The organism is Baekduia sp. (assembly GCF_035685985.1).
Lineage (GTDB): Bacteria > Actinomycetota > Thermoleophilia > Solirubrobacterales > Solirubrobacteraceae > Baekduia.
Map to the genome: position 1 here is coordinate 217,428 of NZ_DASRZV010000024.1, position 19,511 is coordinate 236,938.

At 74.1% G+C, this 19,511-nt stretch carries 19 protein-coding genes; 13 read left to right on the forward strand and 6 right to left on the reverse strand.

Annotated features, from left to right (window positions below):
• Position 1 precedes the first annotated feature (1 nt).
• Positions 2–955: a ribose-phosphate diphosphokinase gene (locus tag VFG42_RS13490; protein WP_349260421.1), complete on the reverse strand. Its 954-nt coding sequence runs from the start codon at positions 953–955 to the stop codon at positions 2–4.
• Between the two features lie 517 nt (positions 956–1,472).
• Here VFG42_RS13490 and VFG42_RS13495 point away from each other — a divergent pair.
• Genes VFG42_RS13495 through VFG42_RS13525 form a run of 7 tightly spaced genes read left to right on the forward strand, consistent with a single transcriptional unit; the run spans position 1,473 to position 9,830 of the window.
• Complete coding sequence (locus VFG42_RS13495; RefSeq protein WP_324909243.1) at positions 1,473–1,919, forward strand: YccF domain-containing protein; 447 nt, start codon at positions 1,473–1,475, stop codon at positions 1,917–1,919.
• Positions 1,920–1,948: 29 nt separating this feature from the next.
• On the forward strand, positions 1,949–2,614 hold the full coding sequence (locus VFG42_RS13500; protein WP_324909245.1) for a hypothetical protein: 666 nt from the start codon (positions 1,949–1,951) through the stop codon (positions 2,612–2,614).
• A complete protein-coding gene (locus VFG42_RS13505) occupies positions 2,611–3,369 on the forward strand; it encodes an AAA family ATPase (RefSeq protein WP_324909247.1) in 759 nt (252 codons plus the stop codon). Before VFG42_RS13500 ends, VFG42_RS13505 begins: the two co-directional genes overlap by 4 nt.
• A gap of 11 nt (positions 3,370–3,380) precedes the next feature.
• Positions 3,381–3,782 carry a DUF3224 domain-containing protein gene (locus VFG42_RS13510; RefSeq protein ID WP_324909249.1) on the forward strand — a complete coding sequence of 134 codons (402 nt, stop codon included), beginning with the start codon at positions 3,381–3,383 and terminating at the stop codon, positions 3,780–3,782.
• Between the two features lie 53 nt (positions 3,783–3,835).
• A complete protein-coding gene (locus tag VFG42_RS13515) occupies positions 3,836–6,607 on the forward strand; it encodes a helix-turn-helix transcriptional regulator (RefSeq protein WP_324909250.1) in 2,772 nt (923 codons plus the stop codon).
• A complete protein-coding gene (locus tag VFG42_RS13520) occupies positions 6,604–7,689 on the forward strand; it encodes a class I SAM-dependent methyltransferase (RefSeq protein ID WP_324909252.1) in 1,086 nt (361 codons plus the stop codon). Before VFG42_RS13515 ends, VFG42_RS13520 begins: the two co-directional genes overlap by 4 nt.
• Positions 7,686–9,830, forward strand: coding sequence for an alpha/beta fold hydrolase (locus tag VFG42_RS13525; protein ID WP_324909254.1), 2,145 nt, complete (start codon positions 7,686–7,688; stop codon positions 9,828–9,830). The genes VFG42_RS13520 and VFG42_RS13525 overlap by 4 nt, the downstream gene beginning before the upstream one ends.
• 76 nt (positions 9,831–9,906) lie before the next feature.
• Here VFG42_RS13525 and VFG42_RS13530 read toward each other — a convergent pair whose 3' ends face one another.
• On the reverse strand, positions 9,907–11,049 hold the full coding sequence (locus VFG42_RS13530; protein WP_324909256.1) for a zinc-binding dehydrogenase: 1,143 nt from the start codon (positions 11,047–11,049) through the stop codon (positions 9,907–9,909).
• A gap of 98 nt (positions 11,050–11,147) precedes the next feature.
• On the opposite strand from VFG42_RS13530, the gene VFG42_RS13535 reads away from it, so the two are divergent.
• The 4 genes from VFG42_RS13535 to VFG42_RS13550 are packed head-to-tail and all read left to right on the forward strand — an operon-like array spanning position 11,148 to position 14,001.
• Positions 11,148–11,915 carry a hypothetical protein gene (locus VFG42_RS13535; RefSeq protein WP_324909257.1) on the forward strand — a complete coding sequence of 256 codons (768 nt, stop codon included), beginning with the start codon at positions 11,148–11,150 and terminating at the stop codon, positions 11,913–11,915.
• A gap of 42 nt (positions 11,916–11,957) precedes the next feature.
• Positions 11,958–12,389, forward strand: coding sequence for a limonene-1,2-epoxide hydrolase family protein (locus VFG42_RS13540; protein ID WP_324909259.1), 432 nt, complete (start codon positions 11,958–11,960; stop codon positions 12,387–12,389).
• An 11-nt stretch (positions 12,390–12,400) separates the two neighbouring features.
• Positions 12,401–13,366 carry an NAD(P)-dependent oxidoreductase gene (locus VFG42_RS13545; RefSeq protein ID WP_324909261.1) on the forward strand — a complete coding sequence of 322 codons (966 nt, stop codon included), beginning with the start codon at positions 12,401–12,403 and terminating at the stop codon, positions 13,364–13,366.
• The gene (locus tag VFG42_RS13550) at positions 13,363–14,001 is read left to right on the forward strand and encodes a class I SAM-dependent methyltransferase (RefSeq protein WP_324909262.1); all 639 of its coding nucleotides are present in this window, start codon (positions 13,363–13,365) and stop codon (positions 13,999–14,001) included. Before VFG42_RS13545 ends, VFG42_RS13550 begins: the two co-directional genes overlap by 4 nt.
• 28 nt (positions 14,002–14,029) lie before the next feature.
• Here VFG42_RS13550 and VFG42_RS13555 read toward each other — a convergent pair whose 3' ends face one another.
• The 3 genes from VFG42_RS13555 to VFG42_RS13565 are packed head-to-tail and all read right to left on the reverse strand — an operon-like array spanning position 14,030 to position 16,836.
• Entirely contained in the window at positions 14,030–14,455 is a 426-nt protein-coding gene (locus tag VFG42_RS13555; RefSeq protein WP_324909263.1) for a hypothetical protein, read from the reverse strand.
• Between the two features lie 10 nt (positions 14,456–14,465).
• Positions 14,466–15,131 carry an MBL fold metallo-hydrolase gene (locus VFG42_RS13560; protein WP_324909265.1) on the reverse strand — a complete coding sequence of 222 codons (666 nt, stop codon included), beginning with the start codon at positions 15,129–15,131 and terminating at the stop codon, positions 14,466–14,468.
• A complete protein-coding gene (locus VFG42_RS13565; protein ID WP_324909267.1) occupies positions 15,088–16,836 on the reverse strand; it encodes an MFS transporter in 1,749 nt (582 codons plus the stop codon). The genes VFG42_RS13560 and VFG42_RS13565 overlap by 44 nt, the downstream gene beginning before the upstream one ends.
• Positions 16,837–16,896: 60 nt before the next feature.
• Here VFG42_RS13565 and VFG42_RS13570 point away from each other — a divergent pair, with 60 nt between their 5' ends.
• Together VFG42_RS13570 and VFG42_RS13575 are read left to right on the forward strand one after the other, a co-directional pair.
• Positions 16,897–17,496 carry a class I SAM-dependent methyltransferase gene (locus tag VFG42_RS13570; protein ID WP_324909270.1) on the forward strand — a complete coding sequence of 200 codons (600 nt, stop codon included), beginning with the start codon at positions 16,897–16,899 and terminating at the stop codon, positions 17,494–17,496.
• A gap of 95 nt (positions 17,497–17,591) precedes the next feature.
• Positions 17,592–19,097 carry a DHA2 family efflux MFS transporter permease subunit gene (locus VFG42_RS13575; RefSeq protein ID WP_324909271.1) on the forward strand — a complete coding sequence of 502 codons (1,506 nt, stop codon included), beginning with the start codon at positions 17,592–17,594 and terminating at the stop codon, positions 19,095–19,097.
• On the opposite strand, the gene VFG42_RS13580 is transcribed toward VFG42_RS13575, so the two are convergent.
• Positions 19,094–19,429 (reverse strand): hypothetical protein, encoded by a 336-nt coding sequence (locus VFG42_RS13580; RefSeq protein ID WP_324909272.1) that lies wholly within the window; start codon positions 19,427–19,429, stop codon positions 19,094–19,096. The genes VFG42_RS13575 and VFG42_RS13580 overlap by 4 nt on opposite strands.
• Positions 19,430–19,511: the final 82 nt, after the last annotated feature.

Genomic DNA, 19,511 nt, shown 5'->3' on the forward strand with positions numbered 1-19,511 from the left:
GCTAGAACAGCTGGTTCTCGCCGGCGAAGGCCTGCGAGACCGAGTCGTCGGTGAAGATCCGGCGGATGCAGTCGGCCAGCAGCTCGGCGGTCGGCAGCACGCGGACGCTCGGCGGCATGCCCGCGCGCAGCGGGATCGTGTCGGTGACGACGACCTCCTCGAAGCCGTCGGCGAGGTTCTTCGGCGCGTCGCCGGAGAGGACCGCGTGCGTGGCGGCGGCATGGACGGCGATCGCGCCGTTGGCGCGCAGCGCCTTGGCGGCGGCGCGCAGCGTCCCGGCCGTGTCGATGATGTCGTCGATGATGATCGCGGTCTTGCCCTCGACGTCGCCGATGACGTTGGTGACCTCGGCCTCCTGGTGCGCCGGGCGGTCCTTGGTGAGGATCGCCAGGTCGGAGCCCAGCAGCGCGGCGACCTTCTGGTTGAGCTTGGCGCGGCCGACGTCGGGCGCGACGACGACCGGGTTGGGCAGGTCCCGCTCGGCGAAGTGCCGCGTCAGCATCAGCAGCGCGGTCATGTGGTCGACCGGCCGGTTGGAGAAGCCCTGGATCTGGCCGACGTGGAGGTCCATCGCGAGGATCCGGTCGGCGCCCGCGGTCTCCAGCAGACGCGCGGCCAGCCGGGCCGAGAGCGGCTCGCGCGGCGCGCTCTTGCGGTCCTGGCGCGAGTAGCCGAACCACGGCGTGACCGCGACGACGCGGTGCGCGGAGGCGCCGCGGGCGGCCTCGACGAGCAGCAGCAGCTCCATCAGCGCGTCGTTGAGGCCGACGCCGGTCTCCGGGTTGGCGCACGTGGGCTGGACGACGAAGACGTCGGCGCCGCGGACGGATTCCTCGTAGCGGCAGTACGTCTCGCCGCCGGCGAACGTCTTCAGCGTCGCGGGGGTGAGCTCGATGCCGAGCTGGGCGGCGATCGCCGACGCCAGCGCGGGGTGAGCGCGGCCACCGACGATCATCAGGCGCTTGGCGTGGCGACGGCGCAGGCTCGTGCGCGACGTGACGGCGGACGCGGTCGTCTCCACGTGGTCGGACGCTACCAGACCTAAGACGTCCGACGACGATAGGTGTAGGGCTCGGTCGGGTCCGACCGCTTGACGAACGACATGCCCTCGGTTCTCGCCGTCGGCCGCCTGAAGGCCGATCCGCACGGCCTCGGCCACGTCGCAGTCCAGGAACGTGACGCCCTCGGCGGGCCGCGCGTCCTCGGGATGGTGGGTCAGCACGAAGATCGGCCGTCCCAGGCGCCGCCGTAGGGACAGGCGCCGTCGAGGCTCCATGTCCCCTCACGGCGCCCGCGTGGCGAGCTCATCGCTCAGCGCGCGCCGCGACGCGACGCGGGTGACGACCGCCAGCAGGTCCGCCGCCACCTCCGCGTCCGCCGGCCCAGCGTCGAGCGCCATGTCCTCGTCATCTTCGGTGTCAGGCCATCGCTGAGGGGGACACAGCGTGCCGTGGGAGACGTAGCCTTCGCGCATGCGTGTCGTCCTCAACGTCGTGTGGCTGGTCCTCGCGGGGTTCTGGCTGTTCGTCGCCTACATGATCGCCGCGATCCTGGCGTTCATCTTCATCATCACGATCCCGTTCGGGGTCGCGGCGGTGCGGATCGGCATCTACAGCCTGTGGCCGTTCGGCCGAACGGTGATCCCGCAGCCGGACAAGGGCGCGGGCTCGACGATCGGCAACGTCATCTGGTTCCTCCTCGGCGGCTGGTGGCTGGCGCTGGCCCACCTCGTGACGGGGATCCTGCTGTGCCTGACGATCATCGGGATCCCGCTGGGGATCGCGAACTTCAAGCTCATCAACGTGTGCCTGCGGCCGTTCGGGCGCCGGATCGTCTCGGTCGCGGAGGCCCAGCGGATCGGCGCCCAGGGCGTGATCGTCCCGGCCGCGCCGCCGAAGGCGCTGCCGAAGGCGACCTGACGCGCCCATCGCTTAGGCTCCGCGCACCCATGTCCGCGTACCTTCCGCTCGACCCCGGCCTGGTCATCAACCGGGCCCTGCAGATCTACCGAGACCAGATCGCGGTGCTGCTGCCCGCGGCGCTCGTCGTCTTCGCGATCCAGGCGATCGTCGTCGTCGCGTTCAGCAACGTGCTCGGCGTCGTCGTCTCGGTCGTCTCGATGGTCCTGTCGACCTTCTATCAAGGCATGGTGGTGGAGCTGGTCCAGGACGTGCAGGACGGGCGGCGCGACCAGTCGGTGCAAGGGCTCTTCGCCTCGGTCACGCCCGTGCTGATCACGCTCATCGCCGCGGCGATCGTCAACGGCCTCGGCGTCGCGATCGGCCTCGTGCTCCTGATCGTCCCGGGCCTGTTCCTGCTGACGATCTGGTCGGTCGTCGCGCCGGTGATCGTCATCGAGCGCACGCGCCTGCTCGAGGCGTTCCGCCGCAGCCACGACCTCGTGCGCGGCAACGGCGGCCCGGTGTTCGTCGTGATCCTGATCGTCTTCGTCGGCCTGGCCGTCGCGAACTTCCTCGTCGCGGTCCTCACCCACGGCCTCGGCGACGGCGCGAGCGCGGCGATCACCTGGCTGTTCAACGCGGCCACCGCGCCGATCTCCGCGCTCACCGCCGCGGTCCTCTACTTCACGCTGCGCGAGCGCGCCGCGCGATGAGGCCGCGCGACCGGCGGAGCTTCGGCCGCGGGCCGTACCTCGCCGGGCTCGCGCGCACCGACAAGGCCTGGGGCGACGGCCACCCGTTCGACGTCGCGGCGGTCGCCCAGCTGCCGCAGCTGCGCCTCGACCAGCCGGTCACGCTGCTGGCCGGCGAGAACGGCACCGGCAAGTCCACCATCATCGAGGCGCTGGCGGCCGCGCTGGGCTTCCCGGAGCAGGGCGGGGAGTACGAGCGCTCCGGCGCGCTGCCCGCCACGCCGCGCCCCGTCCTGGACGAGACGCTGGAGCCCGTCCTCACCGCGGCCAAGCCGCGTGGCGGCTACTTCCTGCGCGCCGAGTCGTTCTTCAACGTCGCGGCCTACGTCGACGAGCAGGACATCCACTCGCCCGACCTGTCGCTGTACGGCGGGCGGCCGCTGCACCAGCAGTCGCACGGCGAGTCGTTCCTGGCGCTGGCCTCCCACCGCTTCGCGGGCGAGTCCATGTACATCCTCGACGAGCCCGAGGCCGCGCTGTCGGCGACGTCGTGCCTGGCGCTGCTCGCCGTGATCGCCCGCGCGACCGCGGCCGGCGCGCAGTTCGTCATCGCCACGCACTCCCCGATCCTGCTCGCGGCCCCCGGCGCGCGCATCTACGAGCTGGACGCCGACGGCGCCGCGCCGTGCTCCTACGACGCGCTCGACGCCGTCCGCCTGATGCGCGGCTTCCTCGACGCGCCCGACCGCTACCTGCGCGCCGCCCTGGACGCCTAAGATCCGCGGCCATGCGAGCCGACGCCACCTTCACCGTCGCCGAGTTCACCCCCGCGCCGGTCCCGGCCTCCGACGTCACGACCGCGCTGCCGGTCGGCGTCGCGACCATGACCAAGACGTTCACCGGTGCGATCGAGGGCCGCGCGGCGACGATCTTCACCTCGGCCTTCGACGCCGACAAGGGCCTGGGGACCTACGTCGCGCTGGAGTCGTTCACCGGCACCGTCGACGGCCGCGCGGGCGCCTTCAACTTCGTGCACAGCGCCTCGACCTCCGGTGAGGACCGCTCCAACGAGGTGTTCTTCATCGTTCCGGATTCCGGCACGGACGAGCTGGCCGGCCTCACCGGCACCGGCGGCATCGCGATCGACGCCGACCGCACCCACCGGATCTGGCTCGACTACCAGCTGTAGGTCGCGCTAGCCGTACATGAACGGCGGCCGGCCGGGCGTACGATCGCCGCGGCATGTTCTTCGGCCGCACCCGAGAGCTGTCCCGGATCGAGCAGACCCTGGCCGCCGCGCGGCTGGGGACCAGCGGCGTGCTGGTGCTCTCCGGCGGCCCCGGGATCGGCAAGACGACGCTGCTGGAGCAGGCGATCGCGGAGGCCGAGGGCGACGGCATGCTCGTGCTCCGCGCCCGCGGCGTCCACCAGGAGGCCGACGTCCCGTTCGCCGGGCTGCTCGGCCTGCTGCGGCCGCTCCTCGGGCTCCTCGACGCGCTGCCCGAGCCGCAGGCCCGCGCGCTGCGCGTCGCGCTCGCGCTCGACGCCGGCCGCGAGCGCGACCGCTTCGCGATCGGCGCCGCGACGCTCGGCCTGCTGGCCACCGCCGCCGAGGGGCGGCCGCTGCTCGTCGCCCTCGACGACGCGCAGTGGCTGGACGAGGCCTCGCTGGCCGCCGTCGCGTTCGCCGCCCGCCGGCTGCTGGCCGACGCGGCCGCGGTGCTCGTCGCCACCCGCCCCGGCACGCTCGACGACGGCTCGCTGCCGACGCTGCGGCTCACCGGCCTGGACCGCGACGCCTCCCGTGCGCTGCTGGAGCACCGCGCCGGACGCCCGCTGCCGCCGGACGTCGCCGACCTCACCTACGAGCGCACCGCGGGCAACCCGCTCGCGTTGGCCGAGCTGGCCGCGGTCGCGCCCGCGGTCTCCGACACCGTGGCCCTGCCGATCGAGACCAGCGTCGAGCGCGCGTACGCGGCGCGCGTCAAGGCGCTGCCCGACGCCCCGCGCCGGGCGCTCGCGCTCGCGGCCGCCGAGGCCACGGGCGACATGGAGGCCTTGGTCGCGGCCGCCGCGACGCTCGGCCTGGAGCCCGACGCGCTGCACGCCGCCGCCGACCGCGGCCTGGTCACGCTGACCGACACCATCACCTTCGTCCACCCGCTGGCCGCCTCCGCCGCCTACCGCTGCGCCGCGCCCGCCGAGCGCCGCGCCGCCCACCGCGCGCTGGCCGCCGCCGTCGCGGACCCGGACCGCCGCGCCTGGCACCTGGCCGCCGCCGCGACCGGCCCCGACGAGGAGGTCGCCGCCCAGCTCGACGCCGCCGGGGCGCGCGCCCGCGCCCGCAGCGCCTACGCCACCGCGGCCGCCGCCCACGAGCGCGCCGCGCGGCTGACCGGCGACGACGCGCGGCGCCGCACGCGCCTGCTGGCCGCCGCCGACGCCGCGTGGCTGGCCGGCCACGGCGAGCGCGCCGACCGCCTGCTCGCCGCCGTCGGCGCGGCCGACGACGACCCCGAGGTCGCCCATCACCGCGGGCACGCGGCGCTGCGCGCCGGCCGCGTCGCCGAGGCCTACGACCTGTTCGTGGCCGCCGCCGAGCGCGACCCGGACCACGCCGTCGCGCTGCTGGCCGACGCGACCAACGCCTGTGCCTACGCGGCGCGCCCGGCGGCGATGCTCGTCGCGGCCGTCCGCACGCACGACGCGCTGGGGGCCGACCCCGATCCCGGCGAGCGCGACGTCTTCCTCGCGCGCCTGGCGCTCGGCATGGCCTCGATCTACAACGGGCGCGGGGAGGAGGGCGCGGCGCTGGTGCGCGAGGCGATCGAGGTGCTGGAGGGCTCCGAGGCGCTGCACCGCGATCCCCGCCTGCTGACGTCGGCCGCGCTCGGCCCGCTGTGGCTGCGCGAGCGCTCCGAGTCGCGCCGCCTCATCGCCCGCGCGATCGACGCCGCCCGCGCCGAGGGCGCCGTCGGCGCGCTGCCGTTCCCGCTCTGGCTGGCCGCGCGCGACGCCGCGACCAGCGACCGTCCCGCGGTGGCCCGCGCGCGCTACGAGGAGGCGATCCGGCTGGCGCGCGAGACCGGCCAGGCGACGGCGCTGGCCGCCGGGCTGGCGGGGCTGGCGTGCGTGCAGGCGCGCCAGGGCGACGAGCACGGCGCGCGCGAGCACGCGGGGGAGGCGCTGGCGCTGACGTCCCGGCTCGGGCTGGACTTCTTCCGGCTGTGGGCGCTGGACGCGCTCGCCGAGCTGGAGCTGGGCCTGGGCCACTCCGACGCCGCGCTCGCGCGGCTGCGCGAGAAGGAGCGGCTGCTGGTCGCGCGCGGGATCGCCGACCCCGACGTCTCGCCCGCGCCCGAGTTGGTGGAGGCCTTGGTCCACGCCGACCGCGCGACCGAGGCCGAGCGGCTCCTGGGCCCGTTCGAGCGCCACGCCGACGACAAGGGCCAGCCGTGGGCGCTGGCGCGCGCCGCCCGCGCCCGCGGGATCCTCGACGGCGACGAGGCCGCGTTCGCGCGCGCGCTCGACCTGCACGCCCGCACGCCCGACCGCTTCGAGGACGCGCGCACGAGCCTCTGCCACGGCGAGATGCTGCGCCGTGCCCGCCGCCGCGCCGACGCGCGCGTCCACCTGCGCCGCGCGCTGGAGCTGTTCGACGACCTCGGCGCCGCGCCGTGGGCGGAGCGCGCCCGCGGCGAGCTGGAGGCCACCGGCGAGACCGCGCGCCGCCGCGACCCGAGCACGATCGACCAGCTGACGCCGCGCGAGCTGCAGGTCGCGCTCGTGCTCGCCGACGGCGCGACGACGCGCGAGGCCGCGGCCAGGCTCTTCCTGAGCCCCAAGACGGTGGACTACCACCTGCGCCACGTCTACCGCAAGCTCGGGATCTCCGACCGCGCGGCGCTGGCGGCCGCGCTGGCGCCCGCGCCCGCGCCCGCGGCGGCACCGGGCCAATCCCAGGAGGGGGTCCTGATGCGAGCCGACGAGCCCGCTGGGACCGTGGCGCCATGACCACCACCCCCACCCATCCCACCCAGACCATCGACGAGGCCAAGGTGCAGGCCTTCGTCGGCCAGATGCTCGGCGAGCTGGGCGCGACGCTCAACGCCGCGCTCGTCGTCATCGGCGACCGCCTCGGGCTCTACAAGGCGATGGCCGACGGCCGCCCGGTGACGTCGGCGCGGCTGGCGGAGCGCACGTCCACCGACGAGCGCTCGGTCCGCGAGTGGCTCAACGCCCAGGCCGCCGGCGGCTTCGTGACCTACGACCCGGCGACCGAGACCTACACGTTGCCGCCCGAGCACGCGTTCGTGCTCGCCGAGGAGGACAGCCCGGTCTTCATGCCGGGCGCCTTCGAGCTGAGCGCGGGCGCGATCCGCGACGAGGCGCGCATCGCCGAGGCGTTCCGCAGCGGCGCCGGCATGGGCTGGCACGAGCACGACCCCGACGTCTTCCACGGCTGCGAGCGCTTCTTCCGGCCCGGCTACCAGCACAACCTCGTGCAGTCCTGGATCCCGGCGCTGGACGGCGTGGCCGACAAGCTGCGCGCGGGCGCGCGGGTCGCCGACGTCGGCTGCGGCCACGGCGCCTCGGCGATCATCATGGCCCAGGCCTTCCCGCGGTCGACGTTCGTCGGCTTCGACTACCACGCGCAGTCGATCGAGCAGGCGACCGCGCGGGCGCGCGAGGCGGGCCTGAGCGATCGCGTCCGCTTCGAGGTCGCGCCCGCCCAGGGCATCCCGGGCGGCCCGTACGACCTCGTCTGCACGTTCGACTGCCTGCACGACATGGGCGACCCGGTCGGCGCCGCGCGCGAGATCCGCCGCACGCTGGCCGACGACGGCACGTGGCTGATCGTCGAGCCGTTCGCCGGCGACTCCGTGCAGGAGAACCTCAACCCGGTCGGGCGCATCTACTACGGCGCCTCGACGCTGCTGTGCACGCCGGCCTCGCAGTCCCAGGACGTCGGGCTCGCGCTCGGCGCGCAGGCGGGCGAGGCGCGGCTGCGCGACGTCGTGACGGCGGGCGGCTTCACGCGCTTCCGCCGGGCGGCCGAGACGCCGTTCAACCTGGTGTTGGAGGCGCGCCCGTGACGGTGGCGCCCTCGCCCTCGCCGGTGGTGCCGCCTGCGGCCCCGGCCTCGGGGCAGCGCGCGCGAGAGCAGTCCCGCGCGCGCCATCCCGACCGCGTCGGCTTCGCCGAGCGCGACGGCGTGCGCTCGTCCTACGAGGTGTACGAGCACGCGACGTGCGAGGCCACCATCCTGCTGATGCCGGCGTGGTCGATCGTCCACTCCCGCCACTGGAAGGCGCAGATCCCGTACCTGGCGCGGCACTTCCGCGTGGTGACGTTCGACGGCCGCGGCAACGGGCGGTCGGACCGGCCGCGCGGGGCGGACGCCTACGCCGCGCGGGAGTACGTCGCCGACGCGATCGCGGTGCTGGACGCGACCGCCACCGAGACCGCCGTCGTCGTCGGCCTGTCGGCCGGCGCGCGCTGGGGGACGCTGCTGGCCGCCGAGCACCCCGACCGGGTCCTGGGCCTCGCGGCGATCGCTCCCGCGGTCCCGCTGGCGCCCGACCACGCCGGGCAGGAGTGGCGCGAGCTGCGACCCGACTCCACGCCCGAGGAGTACCTGTCGTTCTTGGAGCAGTTCTTCGGGCGGATGTTCGCCGAGCCGCACTCGACCAAGCAGATCGAGGACGGGATCTCCTGGGCGCTGCGGACCGACCCGGCGACGCTCGTCGACACCGCGCTCGGGCTGCGGACGCCGTCGGAGGCGCGGATGCGCGACGCGGCGGCGCGCGTGCGCTGCCCGGTGCTCGTGCTGCACGGCGACCGCGACGAGATCCGCCCGCACGCCCAGGGCGCCGAGCTGGCGCGCGCCACCGGCGGCACGCTCGTGACGCTGGAGGGCTCGGGCCACGGGCCGCACGTGCGCGACCCCGTGCGCGTGAACCTGCTGCTGCGCGAGTTCTGCGCGCGCGCCGCGGGGCTCGCGCCGCCTTCCCCCGCGGGGACGTGGACGCGCGTGCCGTCCCGGCGCCGCCGCGCGCTGTTCGTGTCCTCGCCGATCGGCCTCGGCCACGCGCGGCGCGACGTCGCGATCGCGCGCGAGCTGCGCGCGCTGCACCCGGACCTCGAGATCGACTGGCTCGCGCAGGACCCCGTGACGCGCGTGCTCGCCGCCGAGGGCGAGCGCGTCCACCCGGCGAGCGCGCATCTGGCGAGCGAGTCCTCGCACATCGAGAGCGAGTCGGGCGAGCACGACCTGCACTGCTTCCAGGCCTTCCGGCGCATGGACGAGATCCTGGTCGCCAACTTCATGCTCTTCGACGAGGTCGCGCGCGAGGGCGCCTACGACCTGTGGATCGGCGACGAGGCGTGGGAGGTCGACCACTTCCTGCACGACAACCCCGAGCGCAAGCGCGCCGCCTACGTGTGGCTGACCGACTTCGTCGGCTGGCTGCCCGTCGCCGACGAGGGCGCGCTGACCGGCGACTACAACCTGGAGATGATCGAGCAGGTCGAGCGCGCGCCGCGCGTGCGCGACCGCGCGCTGTTCGTCGGCAACCCCGAGGACGTCGTGCCCGACCGCTTCGGCGCCGGCCTCCCGGAGATCCGGGCGTGGACCGAGAAGCACTACGACTTCCCGGGCTACGTCAGCGGCTTCGACCCGGTGGCGCCGGGCGACCGCGAGCGGCTGCGCACCGAGCTGGGGTACAAGACCCACGAGAAGGTCTGCGTCGTCACCGTCGGCGGCTCGGGCGTCGGCGGCGCGCTGCTGGCGCGCGCGATCGCGGCGTTCCCGGAGGCCAAGCGGCGCGTGCCCGAGCTGCGGATGGTCGTCGTCGCCGGCCCGCGGATCGACCCGGCGTCGCTGCCCGACGCCGACGGCCTGGACGTCCGCGCCTACGTCCACGACCTCTACCGCCACCTGGCCGCCTGCGACCTCGCGGTCGTCCAGGGCGGGCTGACCACCGCGATGGAGCTGACCGCCCACAAGCGGCCGTTCCTCTGCTTCCCGCTCAAACACCACTTCGAGCAGAGCTTCCACGTCCGCCACCGGCTGGAGCGCTACGGCGGCGGCACCTACATGGACTACGAGACCGACGGCCCGGCCGCGATCGCCGCGGCGATCGAGCGCGAGATCGCGCGCGGCGCGGTGGACTGCGCCGACGTCGAGACCGACGGCGCGGCGCGCGCGGCCGCGGCGATCGCCGAGCTGCTGTAGGCGCGCCTACCCGCAGTGCGCATGGCTCTCACGGTTTCCGGAGCGACGGGCCCGCGCCCGCGCTCTCATGAAGTTCTCATGCCCGCGGGTCGATCAGCACCTTGGCCTCGGCCTCCGGGTCGCCGAGCGCGGCGAACGCGTCCGCGACGCCGTCCAGGCCGACGGTCGAGGTGATCATCGGCCGCGGGTCGATCTCGCCCTCGGCCAGCAGGTGCAAGGTGTCGCGGAACTCCAACGGGGTGTAGGCCAACACGAAGCGCAGGTCGATCTCCTTGTTGATGGCCATGAACGGCGTGATGCGGTCCTCGCCGACGCACACGCCCACGACGACGATCCGCGACATGATCGGCGCCTCGTCGACGATCGACTCGATCATGCCCGGCACGCCGACGCACTCGAAGATCACCGGGCGCTTGGGCATCTGGCCGAGGCGCTCGCCCAGGCGCCACAGGTGCCACCAGCCGACCGGCAGCCGCTCGAGCTTCTCGCGCGTGCCGACCACCAGCTCGAACGCGTCCCGCGCGCGCGTGAGGTGTCCGTGGCGGTCGCCGTCCGCGAACGGCGAGTCGACGGTGGGGTCGACGACGACGTCCGCGCCGCAGCGGGACGCCAGCGCGCGGCGCCCGGGGGAGGGGTCGCTGCCGACGACGGTCGCGACGCCGCGGGCCTTCAGGCACAGGATCACGCCGAGCCCGACCGGCCCGCAGCCGATCACGATCGCCACGTCCTTCTTGCGGACCTCGCCGCGGCGCACCGCGTGCCAGGCGACGGCCAGCGGCTCGGTCAGCGCGGCGACCTCGGCGCCGAGCCCGTTGGGCACCGGCATCATCAGCGGCTCCTGGACGACGACCTGCTCGGCGTAGGCGCCGGGCGCGTGCGCCGACAGGCCGATCGCGTCGACGTCTCCGCCGTTGCGCACCAGCGGCACCGCGACGACCGGCGTCCCGGCGGGCAGCGCGCCCTTGCAGCCCGGGCCGTGCTCGGCGATCACGCCCGCCAGCTCGTGGCCGAAGACGACGCCCTCGCCCTGGCGCGCCATGCGCGCGTAGCCGATCCGCGCGGCCATGTCGGCCCACGAGTCCATGCCGGTCCGCGCGTGCAGGTCGGAGCCGCAGATGCCGCAGCGCAGCACCTCCAGGCGGACCTGGCCGCGACCCAGCGCGACCTCGGGGCGCTCCTCGACGCCCAGCTCGGCGTGACGGCAGACGACCGCGCGCATGCCGCGACGCTACCGGCGCCGGGCACGCCGATGTGAGAATCCGTTAAGCCCGCGGCGGTCCTCAGCACAGCTTAAGGTCGCTGTCCCACAGTGGGCGCATGCAACTTCGTCGTCTCTCCGGCGCGCTGATCTGCGCCGTCTCCCTGCCCACGCTCGCTCTCGGCCTGGCCGCCTGCGGTGGTGGTGACAGCGGCGGCGGCGCGTCCGCGTCCGACGCGGCGACGGGCCTCACGGTCACGGTCTCCAACGACGAGGTCAAGCTCAAGCGCTCGGCCAAGAGCACGTCGGGCACCGCCGGCACGTCGGGCACGGTGTCGTGCACCGACGACTACGGCAAGCTCGCCAAGGCCAACGCGGTCCCGGCGCCGAGCACCACGTGGTACGCCACGACGCTGATCGACTGGCCTGCGGCCAACAAGGAGACGACCGCGCACCTCTCGCACAAGCTCAGCGGCGCCCCGCAGCTCTGCATCGCGCAGACCGCGGACTCCAGCGCCTCGGCGGTCGTCTACTTCTCGCCCAAGGTCAAGGCGGCGGTCACCGAGCTCCAGACCGACAGCTCGCGCCGGCAGCAGGCCGCGCAGGCCACCGCCGCGCTGCAGGCCGGCGCGCGGGCGGCGGTCTCGACGGTCTCCCAGAAGGCGTTCGCCTCGGCCGACGACCTCGTCAGCGCCGTCACCGCCCAGGGCATCTACACCAAGAAGGCCGCGTCGCTGTCGGACGTGACCGAGACCGGCACGGTCTACGTCGTCGCCGACCAGACCACCAAGACGACCGCGACGCTGGCGATGATGGACACCAAGAAGGTCGTCCACACCGCCACCCAGGGCGTCTCGGGCAACCCGAAGATCAAGACGGTGAAGTAGCTCCCGCGGTGTCGCGGGCATCGATGAGGGATGCTATGCGCCATGACCGACGCCGACGTCGTCCGGACGTTCCTCCTCGCCCTGCAGGACCGCGACCTCGATGCGGCGATGGCGCTGCTGCACGAGGACGCGGTCTGGATCAACGTGTCGCTGCCGACCGTCCGCGGGCGGAAGCGGATCGACCGCCTCTGCCGGCTGGCGATGCGCGGGGGCGGCGGCTTCCGCGTGCACTTCTACGGGATCGCCGCCGACGGCGACGGCGTCGTGCTGACCGACCGCTGCGACGCGCTCTCGCTCGGGCGCTTCGAGCAGCGGTTCTGGGTCTACGGCCGCTTCGAGGTGCGCGACGGGCGGATCGCGGTCTGGCGCGACGCGTTCGACTGGGGCGACCTCAACGTGTCCTTGGCGCGGGGGCTGGCCGGGATCGCCCGGCCGGACCTCAACCGCCCGTGGCCGCTGCCGCGCTCCACGTAGGCTGTCGTCCCATGCGCGTCCTCGTCACCGGCAGCTCGGGTCACCTCGGCGAAGGGCTGGTGCGCACGCTGCCGGACGCGGTCGGCCTGGACCTCCTGGAGGGCGAGCACACGTCGATCGTCGGCGACGTCGCCGACCGCGACGTCGTGCGCGCGGCCTTGGAGGGCGTCGACGCGGTGATCCACGCCGCGACGCTGCACAAGCCGCACGTCGGCTCGCACACGCGCCAGGACTTCGTCGACACCAACGTCACCGGGACGCTCAACCTGCTGGAGGAGGCGGTGGCCGCGGGCGTGTCGCGGTTCGTCTTCACCTCGACCACGAGCGCGTTCGGCCGCGCGCTGACGCCGGACGACCGCCGGCCCGCCGCGTGGATCACCGAGGACGTCGTCCCGATCCCGCGCAACGTCTACGGCGTCACCAAGACCTCGGCCGAGGGCCTGTGCGAGCTGGTCCACCGCGACCACGGCCTGCCGGTGCTGATCCTGCGCACGTCGCGCTTCTTCCCGGAGGCCGACGACCGCGACGAGGTTCGCCAGGCCTATGACGACACCAACCTGAAGGTCAACGAGCTGCTCTACCGGCGCGTCGACCTCCAGGACGCGGTGGACGCGCACCGGCTCGCGCTGGACCGCGCGCCGGAGCTGGGCTTCGACCGCTTCATCATCTCGGCGACCACGCCGTTCGCGCGCGAGGACGCGCCCGCGCTGCACGAGGACGCGCCCGCCGTGGTCGCGCGCCACGTGCCGCGCTACGAGGAGGTCTACGCGCAGCGCGGCTGGCGCATGTTCCCGCGCATCGAGCGCGTCTACGACAACGCCCGCGCGCGCGAGCGCCTCGGCTGGGCGCCGGTCTGGGACTTCGCCCACGCGGTCGAGCGCGTCGCGGCGGGGGAGGAGCCGCGCAGCGACCTGCACCGCGCGGTCGGCGCCAAGGGCTACCACGCCGCGACGACCGGGGTGTACACGACGCGATGAGCGCCACCGCCGGACCCGGAGCCGGGCCCGCCGCCCAGGACCACGACCATCCGCTCTTCGCGCGCGCGTGGTCGTCGGTGCTGGGCCGCAACGCGATGGGCTGGCGCGAGCGCGACGAGCTGGTCGCGGGCCTGAGCGGCCGCGTGCTGGAGGTCGGCGCGGGCGACGGCCTCAACTTCGAGCACTACGCCGACGCGGTGACCGAGGTGGTGGCCCTGGAGCCCGAGCCGCACCTGCGCGCGAAGGCGGCCGAGCGCGGGATCGCGCGCGTGGCCGTCGTCGACGGGATCGCCGAGGAGCTGGCGTTCGCCGACGCGTCGTTCGACGCGGTCGTCGTCTGCCTCGTGCTGTGCTCGGTCCGCTCGCAGGCGACCGCGCTGGCCGAGATCCGCCGCGTGCTGAAGCCCGGCGGCGAGCTGCGCTTCTACGAGCACGTGGCCGCCCGCGGCGGCGCGGGCCGCGCGGTGCAGCGGGGCCTGGACCGCTCGGGGCTGTGGCCGCGCGTGGCGGCGGGCTGTCACCTGACGCGCGACACCGAGCGGGCGATCCGCGACGCCGGGCTGGCGATCGACCAGGTGCGCCACTTCAGCGTCGGGCTGCTGCCGCACGTCGCGGGCCGCGCGCGCAAGGTGTAGGCCTACGACGGGCGCAGGTCCTACGTCCCTAAGAGTCGAGCGACGCGGGGTCGAACAGCCGGAGGACCTCGAAGCGCTGCCCGGGCGGCGCGGGCACCACGACCGGCGGCGGCCGGCGCGCGCGGCGCATCCGCGGGCGGCGCGGGGCGTGGAAGAGCGCGATCCGCGCCGGGTCGTCGAGCCATTCGAGCTGCTCGACCTCGCCCGCCGCGAACGTCCGCGTCGGCAGGTCGCGCCGCCACGCGGCGTCGGCGCCGATCCGCTCCGCGCGCTCCGCGAACGCCGCCGTGGCCTCGGCGTCCCGCACGCGATCCTCGCGGTACCAGCGCATCGGCGCGCGCCAGCCGTGCGGGTTGGGCGACAGCGCGTCGGGCGCGCCGAGCAGCGCGGCGATGAGCGTGTCGGTCCACGCCCGCTGGCGCTTGAGGTCGCTGGCGCGGATGAGGCGCTCCACGCCCCAGAGGCTACGGCGCCGCCGGGATCACCACGACCGGGCCGTCCTCGCCGGCGACCTCGTCGACCGCGAACGACGGCGTGTCGAGCCGCGCCACGCGCCGCGCCGCCGCGGCGAACGCGTCGACCGGCTCCAGGAACGCGATGCGCTCGGTCCGGTAGTGCATGGGGACGATCACGCGCGCGCTCAGCGTCGCCGCGACGTCGGTCGCCTGCTCGGCGCCGATCGTCGGGCCGCCGCCGACCGGGACGATCAGCACGTCGACGGTCCCGAGCGCCGCGGCCTGCTCGCCGCGCAGCTCGCGCTGGCCGAGGTCGCCGAGGTGCGCGACGCGCCGGCCGCCGAAGTCGAAGACGTACATGACGTTGTGGCCGCGCTGGGTGCCGGCGACCTCGTCGTGCTCGGAGGCCACGCCGACGACCGGCCCCAGCGGCGTCTCGTGCGTGCCCGCCAGCGAGCGGACGATCGCCGGGTCGCCGCCGACCGCGTCCACCGCGTTGTGGTCGCCGTGCTCGTGGGTGACGAGCAGGAGGTCGGCGGTCACGTCCTCCAGCGCCGGGTACCACGGCATCCCGCGCGCCTCGAACACGGACGCGTCGAACGGGTCGATGACGACGCTGTGGCCGTCGTCGTCAGTCAGCCGGAACGTGGACTGGCCGAACCACTGGACGTTCATGGGTCTCCTCGTCGGTCGTGGGCTCGTCGTCGGCCACCGTGCGCCCGCCGCGCAGCAGCGAGGCCGCCGCCGCCACCAGGCAGGCGACGATCGCGAAGGCGAAGGCGGTGTGGAGGCCGTGACGGAACGGGTCCGAGATCAGGTTGGGGAAGAACGAGCTGCCGGTGACGACCGCCTGGTCGTGGGCCGACAGCGCGTGCAGCGCGTGCGGGCCCAGCAGGTGCTCGACCGGGTTGTACCCCAGGAACGCCGCGAACAGGATCGACACCGGCGGCAGGTCGGCCGCGGCGTGCGCGGTCGCGGCGTCGACGCCGTGCGCCTGCAGGCCCGCGCTCATCGCCGCGGGCAGCGTCGAGGCGAGGCCGACGATCATCAACGTGAAGAACACGCCGATCGACAGCACCTGCGCGGAGTTCTGGAAGGTCTGGTTCATCGCGCCGCCGGCGCCGCGGTCCGAGCGCGGCAGGCTGTTCATCACCGCCGCGCGGTTGGGCGACGCGAACAGCCCCATCGAGGCGCCGATCAGCAGCAGGATCGCGCCGAAGACGGGATAGGAGAAGTCGGTGGGCAACAGCGTCAGCAGCGCGAAGCCGCACGCGGTCAGGACCATGCCCGACGTCGCGAAGGGCCGCGCGCCGAAGCGATCGCTGAGGTAGCCCGACGCCGGGCCGGCCAGCAGCATCCCGACGGTCAGCGGCAGCATGTAGATGCCCGCCCACAGCGGCGTGTCGGTGAAGTCGTAGCCGTGCTGGGGCAGCCAGATGCCCTGCAGCCAGATGATCAACATGAACATCAGGCCGCCGCGCGAGACCGACGACAGGAACGTCGAGAGCGTCCCGAAGGTGAACGCGCGGATGCGGAACAGCGGCAGGCGGAACATCGGGTCGGCGACGCGGCGCTCGATCGTCACGAACGCGACCATGCAGGCCAGCGAGCCGCCCAGCAGCGCCAGCACGCGCGGCGAGCCCCAGCCGATCGCGTGGCCGCCGGCGGGGCGGATCCCGTAGGTCACCGCGGTCATCAGCAGCACGAGGCCGACCGCGAACGTGACGTTGCCCGCCCAGTCGACGCGGGCGCGCCGCGGCTTGCTCAGCTCGCGCAGCGCGACGTAGGCCCAGACCGTCCCGGCCAGGCCGACCGGGACCGAGATCAGGAACACCAGCCGCCAGCTGATCGGGGCCAGGACCCCGCCGAGGACCAACCCGATGAACGTGCCCGACACGCCGACGATGTTGTTGATGCCCAACGCCATCCCGCGCTGGTGGGAGGGGAACGCGTCGGTGATGATCGCCGCCGAGTTGGCCAGCAGGCAGGCGCCGCCGACGCCCTGGACCAACCGCATGACGATCAGGTACATGGCGCCGTCGCGCCCGGTCATCCAGTCGATCGCCAGCAGCAGCGACGCGGCCGTGTAGATGACGAAGCCCAGGTTGTAGATCCTGACCCGGCCGACCATGTCGCCCAGCCGGCCGAGCGACACGATCAGCACGCTGGTGACGACCAGGTACCCGAGGATCATCCACAGCAGGTAGAACGAGTTGGACGGGACGAGCGGGTCGAGGTGGATGCCCCGGAAGATGTCGGGCATCGCGATGATCGTGATCGAGCCGTCCAGCGTCGCCAGCAGCACCGCGAGCGTGGCGTTGGAGAGCGCCACCCACTTGTAGCGGTCGGGGTTGGCGGTGGCGGCGGAGCGAAGCGACACGACGTCCTCAAACTCTACAGCAAGACTGTTCAGTGTCGGCTGGACGATACGGTGGCACGCATGACCGGCGAGCCCACCGGCTGGTTCGAGCCGCTGTACGCCGCGCGCGCGGCCGCGGGCGACGCGCCGCCGTGGCACAGCGACCAGGCGCGGCCGCTGCTCGTCGAGTGGGCGACCGCGCAGGGACTGCGCGGCGAGGGCCGGCGGGCCGCGGTCGTGGGCGCGGGGTTGGGCACCGACGCGGAGTACGTCGCGTCGCTGGGCTTCGACACGCTGGGCTTCGACGTCTCCCCGACCGCCGTGCGGCTGGCCGGCGAGCGCTCGACGCACCCCAACGCCCGCTACGAGGTCGGCGACCTCTTCGCGCTGCCGTCCGACTGGCTGGGCGCGTTCGACCTCGTCGTGGAGATCTGGACCGTCCAGGCGCTGCCGGTCGATGTGCGCGCCGAGGCGACCGCCGCGATCGCGTCGCTCGTCGCGCCCGGCGGCCGGCTCTTCGCGATGGCCTGGGCGCGCGCCGACGACGCGCCGCTCCCGCCGCCCGACGACCCGCCGTGGCCGCTGACCCGCGCGGAGTTCGACGCCTTCGGCGCGCCGCCGCTGCGTCCGGTGGAGGTCGCGTTGGTCGACCCCTGCTGGCGCGGCGAGTTCCTGCGCTGACGCGCGATCGATGAGTTCCGTGTCGAAGTCCGGTCTTCGGCTTCGACCTCTCTCCGGAACCCCTCCGATCCGCCAGCAAGGAGCTGACCGCCCCGATGACCGCCACGCACGCCGCCCAGACCCTCGACGACCGCCGCCGCTGGATCGCCCTCGTGGTGCTGTGCGTCGGCATGTTGATGATCGTGCTCGACACGACGGTCGTGAACGTCGCGCTGCCGTCGATCCAGGAGGACCTCGGGTTCTCGGCCGGCGGCCTGGCCTGGGTCGTCAACGCCTACCTGATCGCCTTCGGCGGCCTGCTGCTGCTCGCCGGGCGCCTCGGCGACCTGATCTCCCGCCGCGGCGTCTTCCTCGCCGGCCTGGCGGTCTTCACGCTGTCCTCGATCGCCTGCGGCCTGGCGCCGTCGCAGGAGGTGCTCGTCGCCGCGCGCTTCGTCCAGGGCGTCGGCGGCGCGCTGACCTCGGCGGTCATCCTCGGGATGATCGTCACGATGTTCCCGCCCGGCGCCGAGCAGGCCAAGGCGATCGGCGTCTTCGCGTTCGTCGCGTCGGCCGGCAGCTCGATCGGCCTGCTGGCCGGCGGCGTGCTGACCGACGCCATCAACTGGCATTGGATCTTCTTCATCAACGTGCCGATCGGGATCGTCACCGCCGTCCTGGCGACCCGCCTGCTGCCGCGCGACCGCGGCGCCGGCCTGGCCGCGGGCGCCGACGTCCTCGGCGCGCTGCTCATCACCACCGCGTTGATGCTGTTGGTCTACACCTTGGTCAAGCCCGCCGCCGACCACGGCTGGGGCGCGCCCGAGACGCTGGGCCTCGGCGCGCTCGCGCTGGCGCTCGGCGCCGCGTTCGTCGCCCGCGAGGCGACCGCCGCCACGCCGCTGGTCCCGCTGCGGATCTTCCGGTCCCGCAACGTCGTCGGCGCCAACCTGATCCAGGTGCTGTCGGTCGCCGGCATGTTCGGCATGTTCTTCATGGGGACGCTCTACCTCGAGCGCGTCCTGCGCTACGACGCGATGGAGATCGGCCTGTCGTTCCTGCCCGGCACGCTGCTCATGGGCGGCCTCTCGCTGGGCTACACGGACAAGTTGATCATGCGCTTCGGCGCGCGCAACGTGATGGTCCCGGGCCTGGTGCTGGTCTGCGGGGCGCTGGCGTGGTTCACGCAGATCTCGCCGGACGGGACCTACGTGGTGGACGTGCTCCCGGCGATGGTCCTGTTCGGGGTCGGCGGCGGCACCGCGTTCCCGGCGCTGATGACGCTGGCGATGGCGGGCGTCGAGCCCCAGGACGCCGGGCTGGCGTCGGGGCTGATCAACACGACCGCGCAGGTCGGCGGCGCGATCGGCCTGGCGGTGCTGGCGACGCTGAGCGCGACGCGCGCCGAGACGCTGACCGGCGAGGGCAAGGCGCTGGGGGAGGCGTTGACCGGCGGCTACCAGCTGGCCTTCGTGGTCGCCCTCGGCCTGGCGCTGGCGGCGCTGCTGGTCGCCGTGCTGGTGATCCGCCCCGTCGATCCGACGGCGGCGGCCGGCGGCGCCGCGCCCGAGCCTCCCCAGGCCGAGCGCGACGCCGATCGGGCGCTGGCCCAGATGGCCTAGAGCGCCGGTGCGATCTTGACGGCGGCGGGAGCGGGTGCGGCCGCGCTCGCCGTCGTCTTGGCCACCGGCGCGGGCGCCACGGCGACCGCCTCTTCTCCCACGGCGTACTCCTCGGACCCCATCAGGTTCATCACGTACCGGCACAACAGGCCGGCCAGGACGATGATCAGGGCCATGACCAAGCCCATGACGAAGAGGCTGCCTGTCGTCAGCATCCACGTCTCGATCAGCACGACGGAGTAGAGGATCGCGTTGGCGACGGCGATGCCACCGCCCGGGGACTTGTCGAAGAAGCTCATGTCCAGATCGTCGTCGGACGACGTCCGCGCCACGACGGGAGCGGGCCACAGATCGTCTCCGTAGAAACCCGCACGGCATGAGCGGGGCGATGCTGTCGACAACCCACGAGTGGGT

What these genes read in the sequence shown, in the direction of transcription:
- VFG42_RS13540 (WP_324909259.1), top strand. Translation starts at nt 11,958, where the DNA reads ATGACCGACGCCGACGTCGTCCGGACGTTCCTCCTCGCCCTGCAGGAC.
- VFG42_RS13515 (WP_324909250.1), top strand. Translation starts at nt 3,836, where the DNA reads ATGTTCTTCGGCCGCACCCGAGAGCTGTCCCGGATCGAGCAGACCCTG.
- VFG42_RS13535 (WP_324909257.1), top strand. Translation starts at nt 11,148, where the DNA reads ATGCAACTTCGTCGTCTCTCCGGCGCGCTGATCTGCGCCGTCTCCCTG.
- VFG42_RS13545 (WP_324909261.1), top strand. Translation starts at nt 12,401, where the DNA reads ATGCGCGTCCTCGTCACCGGCAGCTCGGGTCACCTCGGCGAAGGGCTG.
- VFG42_RS13510 (WP_324909249.1), top strand. Translation starts at nt 3,381, where the DNA reads ATGCGAGCCGACGCCACCTTCACCGTCGCCGAGTTCACCCCCGCGCCG.
- VFG42_RS13495 (WP_324909243.1), top strand. Translation starts at nt 1,473, where the DNA reads ATGCGTGTCGTCCTCAACGTCGTGTGGCTGGTCCTCGCGGGGTTCTGG.
- VFG42_RS13530 (WP_324909256.1), bottom strand. Translation starts at nt 11,049, where the DNA reads ATGCGCGCGGTCGTCTGCCGTCACGCCGAGCTGGGCGTCGAGGAGCGC.
- VFG42_RS13570 (WP_324909270.1), top strand. Translation starts at nt 16,897, where the DNA reads ATGACCGGCGAGCCCACCGGCTGGTTCGAGCCGCTGTACGCCGCGCGC.
- VFG42_RS13560 (WP_324909265.1), bottom strand. Translation starts at nt 15,131, where the DNA reads ATGAACGTCCAGTGGTTCGGCCAGTCCACGTTCCGGCTGACTGACGAC.
- VFG42_RS13520 (WP_324909252.1), top strand. Translation starts at nt 6,604, where the DNA reads ATGACCACCACCCCCACCCATCCCACCCAGACCATCGACGAGGCCAAG.
- VFG42_RS13550 (WP_324909262.1), top strand. Translation starts at nt 13,363, where the DNA reads ATGAGCGCCACCGCCGGACCCGGAGCCGGGCCCGCCGCCCAGGACCAC.
- VFG42_RS13500 (WP_324909245.1), top strand. Translation starts at nt 1,949, where the DNA reads ATGTCCGCGTACCTTCCGCTCGACCCCGGCCTGGTCATCAACCGGGCC.
- VFG42_RS13575 (WP_324909271.1), top strand. Translation starts at nt 17,592, where the DNA reads ATGACCGCCACGCACGCCGCCCAGACCCTCGACGACCGCCGCCGCTGG.
- VFG42_RS13505 (WP_324909247.1), top strand. Translation starts at nt 2,611, where the DNA reads ATGAGGCCGCGCGACCGGCGGAGCTTCGGCCGCGGGCCGTACCTCGCC.
- VFG42_RS13490 (WP_349260421.1), bottom strand. Translation starts at nt 955, where the DNA reads ATGATCGTCGGTGGCCGCGCTCACCCCGCGCTGGCGTCGGCGATCGCC.